The organism is Actinoplanes lobatus (assembly GCF_014205215.1).
GTDB lineage: Bacteria > Actinomycetota > Actinomycetes > Mycobacteriales > Micromonosporaceae > Actinoplanes > Actinoplanes lobatus.
On record NZ_JACHNC010000001.1, the window covers coordinates 9,624,598 to 9,640,923 of the forward strand.

Sequence of the window (16,326 nt, forward strand, 5' to 3'; positions counted from 1 at the left end):
ATGGTGCGATGGCGGTCCGGGACGGTCCAGTCGGTGCGGCGCAGCTGGCACGGGGCCGTCGAGCTGGAGGTCAGCACCGCGGACGGCCCGCTGCGTGCCCTCGCCTACCCCGACCTGGTCGGCAGCCCGGAGCCCGGCGACCGGGTGCTGCTCAACGTCGGCGCGCTGGTGATGGGCCTCGGCACCGGGGGGTACGCGCTGGTCGTCGCCCTTCCCGACCGGCTGCCCGCGGATCCGGCCGGCGACGGCGCCACCCGCGACGGCGGACATCTCGTGAAGGCCCGCTACACCCCGTTGCAGGCGATCCGGCTCGGCGTGGACGAGGAGGCGTCGCCGTACCGGGAGGTGCTGGCCGCCGCCGAGTCGATCGACGGGATGCCGGTGGTCACCGCCGACCTGCACTCGGCGCTGCCGGCGATCCTGGCCGGGGTCCACGCCGACCGGCCGGACGCCCGGGTGGCCTACCTGATGACCGACGGCGGGGCGCTGCCGGCCTGGTTCTCCCGCACCCTCGACGGGCTGCGCGGCCATCTGGCCGGGACGGTCACCACGGGCCAGGCGTTCGGCGGCGACCTGGAGGCGAGCACCGTGCACACCGGGCTGCTCGCCGCCCGGCACGTGCTGCACGCCGACGTGACCATCGTCGCCCAGGGGCCGGGCAACCTGGGCACCGGCACCACCTGGGGGTTCTCCGGGGTGGCGCTGGGCGAGGCGGTCAACGCGGTCGCGGTGCTGGGCGGACGGCCGGTCGGCTCACTGCGGATCTCCGACGGCGACGGGCGCGAACGGCACCGGGGCGTGTCGCACCACAGCCTCACGGCGTACGGGAAGGTCGCGCTCGTCCCCGCCGACCTGCCGGTGCCGGACGGCCTGGAGCCCGGACTGGCCGCGCTGGTCGACGCCGCGCTCGCCCCGCTGAGCGGGCGGCACCGCCTGGTCCGCGTCGCCACCGCCGGTCTGGACGCGGCGCTGCGCGCCTGTCCCGTCCCGCTCTCCACGATGGGCCGCAAACTGGACCAGGACCACGGCTACTTCCTGGCCGCCGCGGCCGCGGGCCGTCACGCCGCGTCGTTGCTGGCCTGACCGGGGAGCCCCGCGAGCCGCCGCTGCGCAACAGCCGGGTGGTCAGGGCGGCCGCGCACGCCGGGTGGAGCCCGAGGAACAGCGGATCCGCCGGGGTCGGCAGATCCTCCAGCCCGTCGTGCAACTGCCGACCGGTTGCCGGGTTTTGAGCGGAACCGCTCACGCACGCCGCACGGTGTGGCTCGCGTTCTGGACGCGCCAGCGGCCAGCGGGGCGCGCCGGGCCCTCGGCGGGAGCAGCGGTCTGTACCCACCACCCCGCTACGACATCGATCTTGATCTTCGAAGCCGGTCAGGAAGTGATGATCAGGTACACCCAGCCAGCCAGAATCAGGGCGAGGACGGCGGCCAGCACCCACGTGGGGATGCGGTGGTTGCCGGCGCGATCGCGCTGGATGTCGCGGTAGATCTTCTCGCGGCGGCGTTCGGCGCGCCGGAAACGGACCTCGCGCTCCGAGCGCTCGGGTGGTTCGGGCTGGCCGGGTGTCGTCATGGCCCGGCCAGCCTATTCCACAGGCGTCACATGCTGGCGATCAGCCGCTCCACCCGCTCGTCGTAGGCGCGGAACGGGTCCTTGCAGAGGACCGTGCGCTGCGCCTGGTCGTTGAGCTTGAGGTGCACCCAGTCGACGGTGAAATCGCGCCGCTTCTCCTGGGCGTGCTTGATGAACTCGCCGCGCAGGCGCGCCCGCGTGGTCTGCGGGGGCGTCTCCTTGGCCTCGAAGATCTGCAGGTCGTTGGCGATCCGGTCGACCTGCTTGCGCTTCTCCATGAGCGCGTAGAGGCCGCGGCCCCGGCGCACGTCGTGGTAGGCCAGGTCGAGCTGCGCGATCCGCGGGTGCGACATCGGGATCTCGTGCTTGGCCTGGTAGCGCTCGATCAGCTTGTACTTGGAGACCCAGTCGATCTCGCGGGAGACCGGGTCGAGGTCGCCGCTCTCGATGGCGTTGAGGACGCGGCCCCACAGCTCGACGACCCGCTTGGCGACCGGGTCGCCGCCGCGGCGCTCGACGAACTCGGTGGCCTTCGCCAGATACTCCTGCTGGATCTCCAGCGCGGAGACCTCCTTGTTGTTCGCCAGGCGGATCTTGCGGCGGCCGGTGATGTCGTGGCTGACCTCGCGGATGGCCCGGATCGGGTTCTCCAGGGTGAGGTCGCGCATCACCACGCCGGCCTCGATCATGCGCAGCACGATGTCGGCGCTGCCCACCTTGAGCAGCGTGGTGACCTCGTTCATGTTCGAGTCGCCGACGATCACGTGGAGGCGGCGGTAGCGTTCGGCGTCCGCGTGCGGCTCGTCGCGGGTGTTGATGATCGGCCGGGACCGGGTGGTGGCGCTGGAGACGCCCTCCCAGATGTGCTCGGCGCGCTGGGAGAGACAGAACACCGCGCCGCGCGGGGTCTGGAGCACCTTGCCGGCGCCGCAGATGAGCTGGCGGGTCACCAGGAACGGGATGAGCACGTCGGCCAGGCGGCCGAACTCGCCGTGCCGGCTGACCAGGTAGTTCTCATGGCAGCCGTAGGAGTTGCCGGCGGAGTCGGTGTTGTTCTTGAAGAGGTAGATCTCCCCCGCGATGCCCTCGTCGTGCAGACGCTTCTCCGCGTCGACGAGCAGGCCTTCGAGGATCCGCTCGCCGGCCCGGTCGTGGGCGACCAGGTCGGTGACGGAGTCGCATTCGGGGGTCGCGTACTCAGGGTGGGAACCGACATCGAGGTAGAGGCGTGCGCCGTTACGAAGGAACACGTTGCTGCTGCGTCCCCAGGACACCACTCGGCGGAACAGGTAGCGGGCCACCTCGTCCGGAGACAGCCGCCGCTGCCCCCGATAGGTGCACGTGACTCCGTACTCGGTCTCGAGGCCGAAAATTCGCCGTTCCATGACGAAACACTACCGGTAAGGACCGGCTGAGCGGCACCCACAACCGGCCCTTTCCATGACAGCGGGGCGTGGTCCAGGTGACCACGCCCCGCAATCGTGCGACGGAACGGCTACTTCTCGGTGTCCTCCGACGCGGCCGACTCGGTCGGCTTGCCCTCGGCCGGCGCGGGCGGCGCCGCGTCGACGTCGCCCAGCTCCGCCTCCGGCACCGACTCGTGCCCGAGCAGGGTGATCAGCGCCGCCCCGGCGATCCGCCGGAACGCCCGGCCCGGCCGCCGCCGGTCCAGGACCGCCACCTCGAGCTGCTTCGGCGTCAGCGTGCGGGCCTGGCCGTTCTCCCCGCCGACGCTGCCGAGCGCCTCGGCGGCCAGGGCCAGGGCCACGGTCAGCTCGGCCGTCGCGTCGTGCCGCTCGCGCAGCACGTTGCCGATCGCCTCGGCCTGGCCGCCCATCGCCATGAAGCCGGGCTCGTCCATGACCGAGCCGTCGTAGGTGATCCGGTACAGCTCGTCGGCCGCGGGCGTCGCGCCGACCTGCGCCACGCAGATCTCCACCTCGTACGGCTTCTGCGTCTCCGAGAAAATGGCGCCGAGGGTCTGCGTGTACGTGTTGGCGAGCGCCCGCCCCGTCACGTCCCGCCGGTCGTAGCTCAGACCGACCATGTCGGCCATCCGGACGCCACCCCGCCGCAGCGCCTCGAACTCGTTGTACCGCCCCACCGCGGCGAACGCGATCTTGTCGTAGATCTCGCTGATCTTGCGCAGGGTGGTGATGTTCTCGGCGACCAGCAGGATGCCGCCCTCGTAGGTGAGCACCACGGCCGACCGGCCGCGGGCGATGCCCTTGCGGGCGTACTCCGAGCGGTCCCGCTGGACCTGCTCGGGCGACGCGTAGAACTGCATTGCCACGGGTGGCTACCTCCTCTTTCTCGAAAAGCGCGGGTCAGCCGCCCGGGTTCTCCATACGGCCCGCGACGACCCGCTCGGCCACCGTGGTGATCTCTTCGTCGCTGAGGCGGTGGGTGCCGGACGCCGTCGCGGTCATCACCACCGGGTAGATCTTGCGGGTCACGTCCGGCCCGCCGGTCGCGGTGTCGTCGTCGGCCGCGTCGTACAGCGCCTCGACCGCCAGGTTGATCGCGTCGTCGGTGCTCAGCCCGGCCCGGTAGCGCTTCTTCAGCGCCGACTTCGCGAACAGCGAGCCGGAGCCGATCGCCTCGTAGCCGGTCTCCTCGTAGAGGCCGCCGGCCACGTCGAAGCTGAAGATCCGCCCGGCCCGCGCCGGGTCGGACGGGGACAGGTCGAAGCCCGCGAAGAGCGGCACCACGGCCAGGCCCTGCATCGCCGCGCCGAGGTTGCCGCGCACCATGGCCGCCAGACGGTTCGCCTTACCGTCGAGCGAGAGCATGGTGCCCTCGATCTTCTCGTAGTGCTCGAGCTCCACCTGGAACAGGCGGATCAGCTCGATGCCGATGCCGGCCGTCCCGGCGATGCCGATCAGCGAGTAGGCGTCGGCCGGGTGCACCTTCTTGATGTCCCGGCTGGCGATGAGGTTGCCCATGGTCGCCCGGCGGTCACCGGCCATCACCACACCGTCGGCCGTCGCGAGCGCGACGATCGTGGTGCCGTGCGGGGCGATGTCCGCGGACAGGCCCGGGGGGAGCGGCCGCCGGCCCGGTAGCAGCTCCGGGGCGGCCTGGCTCAGGAACTGCGTGAAGGAGGACGTCGAAGTGCTGGTGAAGAAATCCGGTAGACGCCCGGATGGATCAAAGCCCGTCGCCACGTGGTTCCTTTCAGGTACGTGCAGTTGAAGCACAATATCCCGCCGAAGCGAGTGGTTGCGATCAACGCCATCGACATGTCTTGAGGAAATGCCGGACGCCGCCGAAACGGCGGCGTCCGGTCACTTACAAGCGGACAAACCGGTCACTGGCCGCCCTTTTGGACGTATCCCCTCACGAACTCTTCGGCGTTCTCCTCCAGGACCGAGTCGATCTCGTCCAGCAGGTCGTCGACGTCCTCGGTGATCTCCGCGTGCCGCTCGGCGACCTCGGGATTGGCCTCGACGGTGACGTCCTCGATCTCCTGGTCGCTGCGGCCCTTCCCGCTCTGCGACTGACCACCTGTGTCTCGGGTTGCCATGGATGCCCCCTTCTGAAGCCACCCGAAGTCCTGCACCATCGGGTTGGAAAAACCTACCTCGCGCCTATGACGAAAAGGTCCGCCGGAACGGGTGTTTTCTTACCGGCTCGTGATCACCTCGAGCAGGTCCTTGGCGCTCTCGCACGTGTCGAAGAGCTGGCCGACGTGCTTCTTGGTGCCCCGCTCCGGTTCCATCATCGGCACTCGCACCAGCGATTCCCGGCCAACGTCGAAGATGACCGAGTCCCAGCTGGCGGCGACCACCTCGGAGGCGTACTGCGCGAGGCAGCGGCCCCGGAAGTAGGCCCGGGTGTCCTCCGGCGGCTCGTACATGGCGCGCTGCGTGTCGTCCGGGTCCAGCAGGGTCTTCATCGACCCGCGGGCCACCAGACGGTGGTAGAGGCCCTTCTCCGGGCGCACGTCGGAATACTGCAGGTCGACGAGCTGGAGCTTGGGCGAGGACCAGCCCAGGTTCTCCCGCTCCCGGTAGCCCTCCAGCAGCCGCAGCTTGGCCACCCAGTCCAGGCTGTCGGACAGCAGCATCGGGTCGCGGCCCAGCTTGTCCAGCACGTCCTCCCAGCGGTCCAGGACGTCGAGGGTCTGCTCGTCGGCATCCTGGCCGTACCGGTCGTCGACGAACTGGCGGGCGCGCTCGTAGTAGGCCCACTGGAGGTCCAGCGCGGTGAGGCGGCGGCCGTCGCGCAGCCGCATCAGGTGCTGGAGCGCCGGGTCGTGGCTGACCGCCTTGAGCTCGGAGACCGGGTCGGCGATGCCCAGCTCGCCGGTGAACACCTTCTCCTCGATCATGTTCAGCACCAGGGCGGTGGTACCGACCTTGAGATAGGTGGCGATCTCGGAGAGGTTGGCGTCGCCGATGATCACGTGCAGCCGGCGGTACTTGTCGGCGTCGGCGTGCGGCTCGTCCCGGGTGTTGATGATCGGCCGCTTCAGGGTCGTCTCCAGACCCACCTCGACCTCGAAGAAGTCGGCGCGGGAGGAGATCTGGAAGCCGGAGCCGCCGCCGTCCTGCCCGATGCCGACGCGCCCGGCGCCACAGTAGATCTGCCGGGTCACGAAGAACGGGGTGAGGTGGGCGACGATGTCGGCGAACGCGGTCTGCCGGCGCATCAGGTAGTTCTCGTGGGCGCCGTACGATGCGCCCTTGTTGTCGGTGTTGTTCTTGTAGAGCTGGATCCGGTGGGCGCCCGGGATGGTGGCGGCCCGCCGCGACGCCTCGGCCATCACCCGCTCGCCCGCCTTGTCCCACTTCACGATGTCGAGCGGGTTGGTCACCTCGGGCGTGCTGTACTCCGGGTGGGCGTGGTCGACATAGAGGCGCGCGCCGTTGGTCAGTATCACGTTGGCCAGGCCGAGATCCTCGTCGGCGAGAGCCTCCGCCGGGTCGTAGGCGGCGCCGGAGTAGGTGAAGCCCCGCGCGTCACGCAGCGGGGACTCCTCCTCGTAGTCCCAGCGCGCACGGCCGTTGCGGTTGAGCTCCGGGCGGGCGCCGTAGGCGTTGACCACCTGGGACGACGTGACCATCGGATTGGCGCCGGGCTGACCGGGCACCGAGATTCCGTACTCCACCTCGGTGCCCATAATCCGTCGAACGCTCATGCGACCACCCTGTCCGCCACGAAGCCAAGCCTGCACATGCATCGAGCCTAGACGCTCTCATGGCGCTTTCCGAAGCTGCGCGTGCGCGCGTCGGTACCTTGCGTGGCGATGTTGATCATCGGGAGCCGGCGGGCGAGCGCCTGGGCCGGGCGCTCCACATACCGGTGACCTGCCCAGGCCGTGCCGAGAGCACCCGCCGTGAACAGCAGCGCGATGATCAGCGGCCGGCCGGAGACGTGCACGGCCACCGCGAGGACCGGGACATGGAGCAGATAGAGCGAATAGCTGACCTCGCCGAGCCACACCAGCACGGCCGGCGGGCGCTGTTCGCTCAGCGCGTAGCCGACGGCGAAGGTGCCGGCGACAGCGAGGACGACCGCCGGTCCCAGATGGACCGCGGCGCCGGCCAGGACGACGGTCAGGGCCACCGCGGCCGGCAGCCGGCCGATCTGCCGGTGCTGCATCCGGTGGATCACGGTTCCGGCGAACATCACCGCGAGCATCTGCGTGGCCTGGACCGAGGACGCGCCGGTCACCTGGCCGGTGGCCGAGCCGTTCACCAGCGGGAGGGCGGCCGCGCAGAGACCTCCGGCGGCGGCCACGAGCGACACGGCCTTCCACCCGGTGAGGTACGCCGTGACGACGCCGATCAGGAGCACCAGGACCGCCACGGCGGTGATCCGGCGTTGCCCCACGGTCCCGCCGAGCAGGTCGTCCGGCAGCGCCACCACGGCGGCGACCACCGTGAGCCCGGCCGCCCACCAGCCGCTCCAGCGGTGCCGTCCCCAGGCGAACAGCCCGGCGGTCAGCAGGTAGAAGACCATCTCGTAGGAGAGCGTCCAGAACGGCCGCAGCACACCTTGGACGCCCAGCAGGTCCTGGAGCATGGTGACGTGCCCGGCGACGCTGGCGACGGTCTCGGTGGTCAGCTGGGCGGGCATCCGCAGCAGCCCGGCCGCGCCCAGGGCGAGCGCCACCACGGCGGCGACCAGGTAGGCGGGATAGATCCGCAGGAGGCGGCCGGCCCAGAAGCGCCGCAGCGAGCCGTGCCGTTCCAGGGACATCGGGATGACGTAACCGCTGACCAGGAAGAACAGCAGGACGCCGTACCGGCCCAGGTCGAAGGCGTGGTAGAGGCTCAGGTGGCGCTCGCTGCCGAGCACGGCCGGGCTGAGGTGGAAGACGGCCACGGTGACCGCGGCCCAACCGCGAAGCGCGTCGAGCCAGGCTAGGCGGGTCATACGGGTTGAACGAGGACGGGGCCGGAGGGAAACCCCCCGGCCCCGTCAACCGCACGTGCTGGTTACAGGTACTGACCGGTGTTGGTGGCGGTCTCGATGGACCGGCCGGCCTCGGCGCCCTTGCCGCCGGACACGAGGGTGCGGATGTAGACGATCCGCTCGCCCTTCTTGCCGGAGATCCGGGCCCAGTCGTCGGGGTTGGTGGTGTTCGGCAGGTCCTCGTTCTCCCGGAACTCGTCGACGCAGCTGTCGAGCAGGTGCTGCAGCCGGAGCCCCTTCTTGCCGGAGGTGAGGAACTCCTTGATCGCCATCTTCTTGCCACGGTCGACGATGTTCTGGATCATCGCGCCGGAGTTGAAGTCCTTGAAGTACAGGACCTCCTTGTCACCGTTGGCGTAGGTGACCTCCAGGAAGCGGTTCTCCTCCGTCTCCGTGTACATCCGCAGGACGACGGCCTCGATCATCGCGGCCACCGTGGCGTCCCGGTTGCCGCCGTGCTCGGTCAGGTCGTCCGAGCTGAGCGGCAGGTCGGCCAGGATGTACTTGGCGAAGATGTCCTTCGCCGCCTCCGCGTCCGGGCGCTCGATCTTGATCTTCACGTCGAGACGGCCGGGCCGCAGGATCGCCGGGTCGATCATGTCTTCCCGGTTGGAGGCGCCGATGACGATCACGTTCTCCAGGCCCTCGACACCGTCGATCTCGCTGAGCAGCTGGGGAACGATCGTGTTCTCCACGTCGCTGGAGACACCCGAGCCACGGGTCCGGAAGATCGAGTCCATCTCGTCGAAGAACACGATCACCGGGGTGCCCTCGCCGGCCTTCTCCCGGGCACGCTGGAAGACCAGGCGGATGTGCCGCTCGGTCTCACCCACGTACTTGTTCAGCAGCTCCGGGCCCTTGATGTTGAGGAAGTAGCTGGTGTGCTTCTCCTCGCCACGCCGCTCGGCGATCTTCTTGGCCAGCGAGTTGGCCACCGCCTTGGCGATCAGGGTCTTGCCACAGCCGGGCGGGCCGTAGAGCAGGATCCCCTTGGGCGGGCGCAGCTGGTGCTCCCGGAACAGGTCGGCGTGCAGGAACGGCAGCTCCACCGCGTCGCGGATCTGCTCGATCTGCGAGTGCAGGCCACCGATGTCGCCGTAGTCGACGTCGGGGACCTCCTCCAGGACGAGCTCCTCGACCTCGCTCTTCGGGATCCGCTCATAGGCGTACGCCGAGCGCGGCTCGATCATCAGCGAGTCGCCGGCGCGCAGCTTGGTGATCTCGAGCGAGTCGGCGAGGAACACGATGCGCTCCTCGTCGGCGTGCGACACCACCAGCGCCCGGTCGGCCGGACCACCCGACGGGTTGTCCAGGACCTCCTTGAGCAGCACCACCTCGCCGGTGCGCTCGAAGCCGAACGCGTCGACGACGTTGAGAGCGTCGTTCAGCAGGACCTCCTGGCCCCGCTGGAGCTCCTCGGTGGCGAGCGACGGCGAGACCGCCACCCGCAGTTTGCGGCCACCGGTGAACACGTCCACCGTGCCGTCCTCGTGGGCCGTCAGGAACACGCCGTAGCCGCTGGGCGGCTGGGCTAGCCGGTCAATCTCTTCCTTGAGAGTGACGATCTGGGCCCGGGCTTCCTTGAGGGTCGCCACGAGCCGCTCGTTGTTCTCGGTCACTCGGGCCAGCTGCGCCTGCGTTGCCGCGAGCCGTTCCTCGAGCTGCCGGAGGTGTCGGGGGCTCTCCGTCAACTTCCGCCGGACCAGAGCGAGTTCCTCTTGCAGAAACGCGACCTGACTCGAGAGATCGTTGACTTCCTTCTCCGCTCGCGCGGCGCGGGAGTCCGCTTCGTCGCTACGTGCCACGTCCCACCTCCCCGGGGGGCTCGAACGTCTTGGGTTAACACTAGCCGTTGCGAGGCGGTTTTCGACCCATGCAACACCCTCGTCACCGACTCTTGATCGATTGGTCCGACCGCACCTGAGCCGGTCGGACAGACTTCGGGTACCGTCAGCCCTCACCGGTTGTGGGAGGTAGGAGTGTCCGCTGACACTGATGAGCTGCGCGTCTGGATCGATCAGGACCTGTGCACCGGTGACGGACTCTGTGTGCAGTACGCCCCGGAGGTGTTCGAACTGGACATCGACGGACTCGCCTATGTGAAAGACCACTCCGGCGAGTTGCGGCAGGAACCGGGGGCCCGGGTAGGGGTGCCCAGGGGTCTGTTCCTCGAGGTCGTCGACTCGGCCAAGGAGTGCCCCGGCGACTGCATCCACGTGGTCCGGGCCTCCGACGGCACGGCGGTCGCCGGTCCCGACGCCGACTGACCGCCCGCGGCCCTTCCGCGGCTTTTCCGCGGCGCGAGTGAAGGTGAGTGACGTTCAGAGGGTGGGACGCCCGACCAGGGACGCCACCACCCGGGAGAACTCCTCGAGCCGCGCGATCTGACCGGGCCCGCCGTCGTCCAGCGTCTTGCCGAAGCGCAGCGCGTCGTGCCGCAGCGGGGCACGGCCCTCCTCCTCGCCCACCCCGGGCGGCGGCACCGCGTCGTCGACCGAGCTGAGCAGCAGGTAGACGTCGATGCTGTCGACCCGGGCCTGCCCGTTCGGGGTGCGGGTCAGCCGCCGCCGGCAGCCCACCTCGGTGACCGTCGACAGCGGCACCACCCGCAGCGACGAGGTCATCGCGCCGGCCGGGCCGTCGCCGGGGGCCACGTCCTCCCCGTGCCACAGCACCAGCCGGCTGCCGTCGCAGACGACGACCTCCTGCCACACCCCGTTCACCTCGTTGACGAAGCGCTCCAGGGTGAAGCACAGCACTTGGGCGCCGCGCAGCACCCCGAACAGCGCCTCCAGCGCCACCTCGGGATCACGCAGGTAGGCGCGGGCCGCCGAGTCCAGATCCGGGTAGGGCGACCAGTCCGGGAAGACCGCGGGCATCTCGTTGCTGCCGCCGAAGGGCGGAGAACTCATGACTGGCGCTCCTCCGTGTCGTCCCGATCGCTAGGAACCTACCCGACCGCAACGGAGACGGTCACTCCCCCGTCGACTCCTCCCGCTGCGCGGCGAGAGCGGCCAGGGTGGCCTTGCGCATCGCGTACGCCTCGGCGCCCTTGCTCGGTTTGCGGCGCCGCGGCGGCGCGGTGACGCCGGGCGCGAGCTTGCGCGCCGACACCAGGAAGGCGGTGTGCGCGATCATCCGGTGGTCCGGCCGCACCGCGAGCCCGTCGGCATGCCAGTCCCGGACCAGCGACTCCCAGGCCCGCGGCTCGGTCCAGCCGCCCCGCTCACGCAGCGCCTCGACCAGCTCGGACAGCTGCGGGGTGGTGGCCACGTAGCCGATGAACACGCCACCCGGGACGAGCGCCTTCTCGACCATGTCGAGCGCCTCCCACGGGGTCAGCATGTCCAGGATGATCCGGTCGAAACCGGTGATGTCGTTGCCGGCCACGTCGCCGTGGTGCAGGTGCCACGCCGGGTGCGGGCCACCGAAGAACGCCTCCACGTTCTTGCGGGCGACCGCCGCGAAGTCGTCGCGCAGCTCGTAGCTGTGCACCTCACCGGAGCCGCCGACGGCCCGCAGCAGCGAACAGGTCAGCGCGCCCGAGCCGGCGCCCGCCTCGAGCACCTTGGCGCCCGGGAAGACGTCGCCCATCGCGACGATCTGCGCCGCGTCCTTCGGGTAGATCACCTGCGCCCCGCGCGGCATCGACAGCACGTAATCGGACAGCAGCGGCCGCAGCGCCAGGTAGGCGGTGCCGCTGGACGCGGTGATCACGCTGCCGTCCGGCAGGCCGATCAGGTCGTCGTGCTCCAGGGCGCCGCGGTGGGTGTGGAACGCCTTCCCGGGCTCCAGCACGATGGTGTGCATCCGGCCCTTCGGGTCGGTCAGCTGAACGCGGTCACCCGGCCGGAACGGTCCGCGGTGCGCGGGCACCGAGTCGTCGACGGCGGTGGTCGGGGTTGTGGTCACTGCTCTTCTTTCCCAAAGGTCCGTCAGGTACGGCTCGCGCGCCTCGGTTCCAGCACGGCGGCCACGTCGGCGACCCGCAGGACGCCCACGACATCCTCGCCTGCGGTCACCAGGTACTGCGCACCCGGGTGGGCCTGCAGCGCGCGGACCACCTGCTCGCCGGTCAATCCGAGCGGCAGGGCGGTGAGCGCGTCCCGGGAGCGGGAGACGCTCTCCACGCTCACCCACGGCCGCCGGTCCACCGGCACCCGCTCGGCCTGCGCCGGGTCCACCACCGCGGTCAGGCTGCCCGCCGAGTCCGCCACCGCCAGCACCACGTCCGGCCGCGGATCCTCGGCCCGGCGCCGCTGCGCCTCCCCCAGCGGGGTGCCGGCCGGGACCGCCAGCACCGGCCGGACCAGCGCGCCCAGGTCCACCAGCGGGAACCGGCCGGTCATCCGGCCCAGCCGGATCGACTGCCCCGCACCCTGCCACAGGGTGAGCACCACCAGCAGCACGAAGATCAGCCCGAGCAGCGTCAGCAGCCCGGTCAGATGCAGCGCCACCACGACCGCCGCGGTGACCAGGGCCAGCACCCGGCCCGCCCAGCCGGCCACCACGGTCGCCCGGTTCCGGTCCTTGAGGATCGCCCACAGCGCCGCCCGCAGCGCCCGGCCACCGTCCAGCGGCAGGCCCGGCAGCACGTTGAAGACCGCCACCAGCACGTTGCTCACCGCCAGCTGGAAGGCGATCTGCCCGGGCACGGTCCGCTCCGGCAGCGCCAGCGCGGCCGCCGTCGCCACCCCGCCCAGCACCAGCGACACGGCCGGCCCGGCCAGCGAGACCAGCGCGTCCACCCGGGGCGCCGGCGCGTCCCGGTCCATCTCGGTCCAGCCGCTGAGCAGCTCCAGCGTGATCCGGCGCACGCCGATCCCGAGCCGTCGGGCGGTCAGCGCGTGGCCCAGCTCGTGCAACAGCACCGAGCCGAGCAGACAGACCACGAAACCCAGACCCACGAGGTACGCCCACGGCTGCACGAGCCCCAGCTCGGCCTGCGCATAGTTCCCGTACACCACGGTGACCAGCACCGCGAGCAGCAGCATCGATGCGTTCGCGTGCACCGGGATGCCGGCGACGTGCCCCACCGGCCGCCCACCGGCCGGCGGCGGGACCTGCGGTGTCCGGCTCTGCTCCACGCGATCGATGCTACGGACACGCCCGCGTGGGACCCACCCCGCATTTTTCGTCGTACCCCTGGCCTAGCCTCTTGAGACATGACGGCGCTCTCTCCCATGGCTGCCCAGCCGGTCTCCCCACCCCCGCAGCCCGGTGACCCGGCCTCCGCCTCCGTTCCCGGCCAGGCCACGACCGCCGACGGCCCGGTCCCGGCGCCGGCCGGCCGGGGCCGCCGGATGGCGACGCCGTCCGGGCCGTCGTTGTCGCCGTCGCGGGCCGCCGACTTCAAGACGTGCCCGCTGCTGTTCCGCTTCCGCACGGTGGACAAGCTGCCCGAGACCCCCTCCGCCGACCAGGTCCGCGGCACCCTGATCCACGCCGTCCTGGAGCGCCTTTTCGACCTGCCCGCCGCCGACCGCACCCCGGAGGCCGCGGCCGCGCTGGTCGCCCCCGAGTGGGACAAGCTGGTCGCCCAGGAACCCGAGCTGGCGTCCCTGTTCGCCGCCGAGCCACCCGTGCCGGCCGGGCCGTCCGCGGCCGCAGCGCCGTCCGCGGCCGACGAGCCACCCGTGCCCGCCGGGCCATCCGCGGGCGCCGGGCCATCCGCGGGCGCCGGGCCATCCGGCGCTCCGGCGCCGAGTTCCTCACCCGCCGGAGCGGGCGGCCCGTCGGTCCCGGATTCCCCCGCCGCCCGGACGGGCGACGCACCGCCCGGCCCCGCGGCGGGCGGCGGGCTGATGCGTGACCCGGCGGCGGTGGCGGCGGAGGCCGATGCGACCGGCCAGGCCGCGCTCGTCGACGTTCCGTCCGGTGCCGCCGAGGCGGCCCGGATCGCGGCCTTCCTCTCCGGCGCCCGCGACCTGCTGGCCGGCTACTTCGCGGTGGAGGACCCGCGCCGTCTGGAGCCCGCCGAGCGGGAGAGCCTGATCTCCACGATGATCGGCGACGAGCTGCTGCTGCGCGGCTACATCGACCGCCTCGACGTCTCCCCGGCAGGGGACCTCCGGGTCGTCGACTACAAGACCGGCGGCGCGCCCCGCCAGGCGTTCGAGGGCCGGGCACTGTTCCAGCTGAAGTTCTACGCGCTGGTCCTGTGGCGCACCCGCGGCGTGGTTCCCCGGGCGCTGCGGCTGCTCTATCTGAAGGATGCCGAGGCCCTCGACTACAGCCCCGAGGCCGGTGAGCTGGAGCGTTTCGAGCGCACCCTGCTCGCTCTCTCCCAGGCGATCGAGCGCGCCAAGCGCGACCGCGACTTCCGCCCCAAGCCGAGCCGCCTCTGCGGCTGGTGCAGTCACCAGAGCCTGTGCCCGGAGTTCGGCGGCACCCCGCCGCCCTATCCGGAGACGATTCCGATCAGCGACCTCACGCCCGACGCCGAGCCCGACCGGGTCGGCACCCTGCTCCGGGACGACCCCCTTGGCTGACTCCGCACACCACCGCCACGCGAACGCCACCGGCCGATGAGGCCGCTCCGGGTGCTTCTCGCCGATGCCGCCCCGCTTCAGCGGGCGGGTCTGCGGGCCGTTCTCACCGGGCCGCCCGACGGCGTGCCCGCACCGGCATCGCACGACCGGCCCGTGAACGTCCCCGGGCCGGCATCGCGCGGCGAGCCCGTGAACGTCCCCGGGCCGGCATCGCGCGGCGAGCCAGGGGGCGTCTCCGGGCGGGCATCGCGCGGCGAGCCAGGGGGCGTCTCCGGGCGGGCATCGCACGGCGAGCCCGTGAACGCCTCCGGGCGGGCATCGCACGGCGAGCCCGTGAACGCCTCCGGGCGGGCATCGCGCGGCGAGCCAGGGGGCGTCTCCGGGCGGGCATCGCGCGGCGAGCCAGGGGACGGCCCTGGGCCGGCGGAGATCGTCGTGGCCGGGGAGACGGGTGACGGGGTCGAGGCGGTCGACCTGGCCCGGCGGCTGCTCCCCGACGTACTGATCGTCGATGTGGCTCTTCCCCGCCTTGACGGGCTGGCCGTGACCAGGGCGGTCACCGAGGCGCGGCTGGCCGTCCGGGTGCTGGTCCTGACCGAGCGCGACACCGACGACGAGGTGGTGGCGGCCATCGCGGCCGGGGCGAGCGGCTATCTCTGCAAGGACACCCCGCACGGCGAGCTGATCGCCGCCGTCCGGGCGGTGGCCGCGGGTGGCGCGGTGATCGCCCCGCCGATCCTGGCCCGGGTCCTGACCCGGCTGGCCGGGGCCCTGCCGACGGCGGCGGACGGTTCGGCCGCCGCCCGGCTCGACCCGCTGACCGGCCGGGAACGCGAGGTGCTGGTGCACGTGGCCCGCGGCCGGTCCAACGCCGAGATCGCGACGATCCTCGGGGTGAGCGAGACGACGGTGAAGACCCACGTCGGTCACGTCCTCACCAAGCTGCGGCTGCGGGACCGCACCCAGGCCGTGGTCCTCGCCTACGAGACCGGCCTGGTCCGCCCCGGCACCTGACCAGCCCCGACGGCCCGGCCCGGACGCATCGACCCGGACGACGAGGGCAGCCGAGCGGGCCCGCCACGACACGAAAAACCAGCGGGGCGGGCCCGCCACGACACGAAGGACCAGCGGGGCGGGCCCGCCGCAATGCGACGAGCGGGCCGGGTCAGACGAGAAGGGCGGCCAGGAAGAGCGGATCCACGCCGGTCAGCGTCGTGCGCAGATGCACCCCGTCGACCGGCTCGAGCTCCAGCTCGGCCGGCACCGCCAGCACCGCCGCCCCGGCGGCTCTGGCGCTGGCCACCCCGCTGTGCGAGTCCTCGATCGCGACGCACGACCCGATCGGCACGCCGAGCAGTTCGGCGGCGGTCCGGTACGGCTCCGGATCGGGTTTCGGCCGTTTCACCTCGTCCCCGCAGACGACGACGTCGAAGTTCTCCGCGCCGAGCGTCTTGAGGGCCACCTCGACCAGCTCCCGCCCGCTGGACGTGACGAGCGCTGTCGGGATGCCCGCGGCCCGCACCGCGAGCAGCAGCTCCATGGCGCCGGGCCGCCACACCAGGCCGTCCGCGAACATGTCCCGCACCCGGGCGGTGAGCCATGCCAGGTCCGGCGCCTCGGGCCGGTCCGGCTGGCCGATGTCGTCCCGGAAGATCCGCATGCTGGTCGCCGAACTGGTGCCGACCATGGCGAGCCGGGCGGACTCGGAGAGCGTCCCTCCGGCGCGCGCGGCGAGCTCGGTCAGGGCGATGCCCCAGATCCGCTCGCTGTCGACCAGCGTCCCGTCCATGTCGAAGAGCACCGCGGCAGGTTTCACCGGACCATTCTGGCCGGGCCT

At 71.6% G+C, this 16,326-nt stretch carries 16 protein-coding genes; 4 read left to right on the forward strand and 12 right to left on the reverse strand.

Going from position 1 to position 16,326, the window contains the following annotated elements:
* A complete protein-coding gene (locus BJ964_RS43760; RefSeq protein ID WP_188126155.1) occupies positions 1-1,083 on the forward strand; it encodes a DUF3866 family protein in 1,083 nt (360 codons plus the stop codon).
* Positions 1,084-1,374: 291 nt separating this feature from the next.
* Here BJ964_RS43760 and BJ964_RS43765 read toward each other — a convergent pair whose 3' ends face one another.
* The 8 genes from BJ964_RS43765 to arc form a co-directional block, all read right to left on the reverse strand.
* The gene (locus BJ964_RS43765) at positions 1,375-1,575 is read right to left on the reverse strand and encodes a hypothetical protein (RefSeq protein ID WP_188126156.1); all 201 of its coding nucleotides are present in this window, start codon (positions 1,573-1,575) and stop codon (positions 1,375-1,377) included.
* A gap of 26 nt (positions 1,576-1,601) precedes the next feature.
* Positions 1,602-2,960, reverse strand: a complete 1,359-nt coding sequence (gene pafA / locus BJ964_RS43770) for a Pup--protein ligase (RefSeq protein ID WP_188126157.1) — start codon at positions 2,958-2,960, stop codon at positions 1,602-1,604.
* Between the two features lie 110 nt (positions 2,961-3,070).
* Positions 3,071-3,868 (reverse strand): proteasome subunit alpha, encoded by a 798-nt coding sequence (gene prcA / locus BJ964_RS43775; RefSeq protein WP_188126158.1) that lies wholly within the window; start codon positions 3,866-3,868, stop codon positions 3,071-3,073.
* A 34-nt stretch (positions 3,869-3,902) separates the two neighbouring features.
* Positions 3,903-4,742: a proteasome subunit beta gene (gene prcB / locus BJ964_RS43780; protein WP_188126159.1), complete on the reverse strand. Its 840-nt coding sequence runs from the start codon at positions 4,740-4,742 to the stop codon at positions 3,903-3,905.
* A 143-nt stretch (positions 4,743-4,885) separates the two neighbouring features.
* Complete coding sequence (locus BJ964_RS43785; RefSeq protein WP_106320381.1) at positions 4,886-5,101, reverse strand: ubiquitin-like protein Pup; 216 nt, start codon at positions 5,099-5,101, stop codon at positions 4,886-4,888.
* A gap of 99 nt (positions 5,102-5,200) precedes the next feature.
* Complete coding sequence (gene dop / locus BJ964_RS43790) at positions 5,201-6,718, reverse strand: depupylase/deamidase Dop (RefSeq protein WP_407650826.1); 1,518 nt, start codon at positions 6,716-6,718, stop codon at positions 5,201-5,203.
* Positions 6,719-6,765: 47 nt separating this feature from the next.
* Complete coding sequence (locus BJ964_RS43795) at positions 6,766-7,959, reverse strand: acyltransferase family protein (RefSeq protein ID WP_188126160.1); 1,194 nt, start codon at positions 7,957-7,959, stop codon at positions 6,766-6,768.
* A 62-nt stretch (positions 7,960-8,021) separates the two neighbouring features.
* Positions 8,022-9,803 (reverse strand): proteasome ATPase, encoded by a 1,782-nt coding sequence (gene arc / locus BJ964_RS43800; RefSeq protein ID WP_188126161.1) that lies wholly within the window; start codon positions 9,801-9,803, stop codon positions 8,022-8,024.
* 174 nt (positions 9,804-9,977) lie between these two features.
* On the opposite strand from arc, the gene BJ964_RS43805 reads away from it, so the two are divergent.
* Positions 9,978-10,265 (forward strand): ferredoxin, encoded by a 288-nt coding sequence (locus tag BJ964_RS43805; RefSeq protein ID WP_188126162.1) that lies wholly within the window; start codon positions 9,978-9,980, stop codon positions 10,263-10,265.
* A gap of 54 nt (positions 10,266-10,319) precedes the next feature.
* Here BJ964_RS43805 and BJ964_RS43810 read toward each other — a convergent pair whose 3' ends face one another.
* The 3 genes from BJ964_RS43810 to BJ964_RS43820 form a co-directional block, all read right to left on the reverse strand.
* The gene (locus tag BJ964_RS43810; protein ID WP_188126163.1) at positions 10,320-10,910 is read right to left on the reverse strand and encodes a hypothetical protein; all 591 of its coding nucleotides are present in this window, start codon (positions 10,908-10,910) and stop codon (positions 10,320-10,322) included.
* Between the two features lie 61 nt (positions 10,911-10,971).
* Positions 10,972-11,910, reverse strand: a complete 939-nt coding sequence (locus tag BJ964_RS43815) for a tRNA (adenine-N1)-methyltransferase (protein ID WP_229806821.1) — start codon at positions 11,908-11,910, stop codon at positions 10,972-10,974.
* Between the two features lie 23 nt (positions 11,911-11,933).
* A complete protein-coding gene (locus tag BJ964_RS43820) occupies positions 11,934-13,085 on the reverse strand; it encodes a site-2 protease family protein (RefSeq protein ID WP_407650827.1) in 1,152 nt (383 codons plus the stop codon).
* Positions 13,086-13,301: 216 nt separating this feature from the next.
* Here BJ964_RS43820 and BJ964_RS43825 point away from each other — a divergent pair, with 216 nt between their 5' ends.
* On the forward strand, positions 13,302-14,489 hold the full coding sequence (locus BJ964_RS43825; protein ID WP_188127512.1) for a RecB family exonuclease: 1,188 nt from the start codon (positions 13,302-13,304) through the stop codon (positions 14,487-14,489).
* Between the two features lie 297 nt (positions 14,490-14,786).
* Positions 14,787-15,503 carry a LuxR C-terminal-related transcriptional regulator gene (locus BJ964_RS48845; RefSeq protein ID WP_407650828.1) on the forward strand — a complete coding sequence of 239 codons (717 nt, stop codon included), beginning with the start codon at positions 14,787-14,789 and terminating at the stop codon, positions 15,501-15,503.
* A gap of 151 nt (positions 15,504-15,654) precedes the next feature.
* Here the strand turns inward: BJ964_RS48845 and BJ964_RS43835 are convergent, their stop codons facing one another.
* Entirely contained in the window at positions 15,655-16,305 is a 651-nt protein-coding gene (locus BJ964_RS43835) for an HAD family hydrolase (protein ID WP_268248015.1), read from the reverse strand.
* Between the last annotated feature and the right edge of the window lie 21 nt (positions 16,306-16,326).

What these genes read in the sequence shown, in the direction of transcription:
- BJ964_RS43760 (WP_188126155.1), top strand. Translation starts at nt 1, where the DNA reads ATGGTGCGATGGCGGTCCGGGACGGTCCAGTCGGTGCGGCGCAGCTGG.
- BJ964_RS43765 (WP_188126156.1), bottom strand. Translation starts at nt 1,575, where the DNA reads ATGACGACACCCGGCCAGCCCGAACCACCCGAGCGCTCGGAGCGCGAG.
- pafA (WP_188126157.1), bottom strand. Translation starts at nt 2,960, where the DNA reads ATGGAACGGCGAATTTTCGGCCTCGAGACCGAGTACGGAGTCACGTGC.
- BJ964_RS43785 (WP_106320381.1), bottom strand. Translation starts at nt 5,101, where the DNA reads ATGGCAACCCGAGACACAGGTGGTCAGTCGCAGAGCGGGAAGGGCCGC.
- dop (WP_407650826.1), bottom strand. Translation starts at nt 6,718, where the DNA reads ATGAGCGTTCGACGGATTATGGGCACCGAGGTGGAGTACGGAATCTCG.
- BJ964_RS43795 (WP_188126160.1), bottom strand. Translation starts at nt 7,959, where the DNA reads ATGACCCGCCTAGCCTGGCTCGACGCGCTTCGCGGTTGGGCCGCGGTC.
- BJ964_RS43810 (WP_188126163.1), bottom strand. Translation starts at nt 10,910, where the DNA reads ATGAGTTCTCCGCCCTTCGGCGGCAGCAACGAGATGCCCGCGGTCTTC.
- BJ964_RS43825 (WP_188127512.1), top strand. Translation starts at nt 13,302, where the DNA reads ATGGCGACGCCGTCCGGGCCGTCGTTGTCGCCGTCGCGGGCCGCCGAC.